This is a genomic window from Streptomyces sp. FH025, assembly GCF_017427025.1.
GTDB lineage: Bacteria > Actinomycetota > Actinomycetes > Streptomycetales > Streptomycetaceae > Kitasatospora.
In genome coordinates, this window is record NZ_JAFLNG010001150.1 from 1 (window position 1) to 1,374 (window position 1,374).

The following is a 1,374-nucleotide window of genomic DNA, read 5'->3' on the forward strand; positions in this document are numbered from 1 at the left end:
CGTGCTGATCGCCGACGACCAGCAGCTGGTCCGGGCCGGGGTGCGGATGCTGTGCGAGTGGACCGAGGACATCCTCGTCGTCGGCGAGGCCGCCAACGGATCGGAGGCGGTGAGGCTCGCCGGGCGGGTCCGGCCGGACGTGGTCCTGATGGACCTGCACATGCCCGGGATGGACGGCATCGCCGCGACCGGGGAGATCCTGCGCATCCGCCCGGAGACCCGGGTCGTCGTCCTGACCACCTTCGACGACGACGACCGGCTCTACCCCGTGCTGGAGGCCGGGGCCTGCGGGTTCCTCGCCAAGGACGTGCCGCCGGCCGCCGTGCTCGATGCCATCCGGCGTGCGGCGGTCGGCGAGAGCCCGTACAGCCCGACGGTGCTCCACCGGGTGGTGACCCGGGCCGCCCGGGCCTGGAACGGCGGGGGCGGCCGACGGCGCGGGGCCGTCCGCTTCACGGACCGGGAGCGGGAGGTGCTGCGGCTGGTCGCGGCCGGACTCTCGAACAACGAGATCGCCGAGCGGATGCACATCGGCCTGACCACGGTGAAGACGCACGTGTCGAACCTGATGACCAAGACCGGCGCCCCGAACCGGGTGCGCCTCGCCGTCCTGGCCATCCAGGAAGGCCTCGCCGACGACTGAAACAGGGGGCCCACCGGGCGTACGCGAGCCCGTCGGCACCCGACCCCACCGGGCGTACGCCGGCCCGCCGCCGCCCCGGCCGCGCTTAATGGCAAGCGACCGAACGCCGCAGGTGGGAGACTCGTGACCATGACGACGCTCAAGGAGCAGCTGCACGAGGACCTCACGGCTGCCATCAAGGACCGGGACGAGCTGCGCTCCTCCACCATCCGCCTCACACTGTCCGCCGTCACCAGTGAGGAGGTGGCGGGGAAGGAGAAGCGCGAGCTGTCCGACGCCGAGGTGCTGAAGGTGATCACCCGCGAGGCGAAGAAGCGCCGGGAGGCGGCCGAGGCCTTCGACAAGGGGGGTCGGGCCGAGCAGGCCGAGCGCGAGCGGGCCGAGGGCGACCTGCTGGCGGCGTACCTGCCCAAGCAGCTCTCCGACGAGGAGCTGGCCGCGATCGTGGCCGCCGCCGTGGCCGAGAGCGGGGCGAGCGGCCCGCAGGCGATGGGCGCCGTGATGAAGCTGGTGAAGCCGAAGGTGGAGGGCCTGGCCGAGGGCGGCCGGGTGGCCGCCGCCGTGAAGGCCGCCCTGGTCTGAGTTCCGGAACCGCACGTCCGGCCGAGCCGGAGACCCGTACGACGCCGGACACCCGTACGACGAAGGGGCGCCCCCCGGAAGACCGGAGGGCGCCCCTTCGTCGTGCTCGGATCAGCCGTGCCGGCCGCCGCCGTTCCCGTTGCCCGGGC

General features: G+C 73.6%; 2 protein-coding genes. Both read left to right on the forward strand.

Annotated elements, in window-relative coordinates:
• Position 1 precedes the first annotated feature (1 nt).
• Positions 2-643, forward strand: coding sequence for a response regulator transcription factor (locus J0670_RS38055; RefSeq protein ID WP_307806875.1), 642 nt, complete (start codon positions 2-4; stop codon positions 641-643).
• Between the two features lie 129 nt (positions 644-772).
• Entirely contained in the window at positions 773-1,225 is a 453-nt protein-coding gene (locus J0670_RS38060; RefSeq protein ID WP_207817339.1) for a GatB/YqeY domain-containing protein, read from the forward strand.
• Positions 1,226-1,374 lie beyond the last annotated feature (149 nt).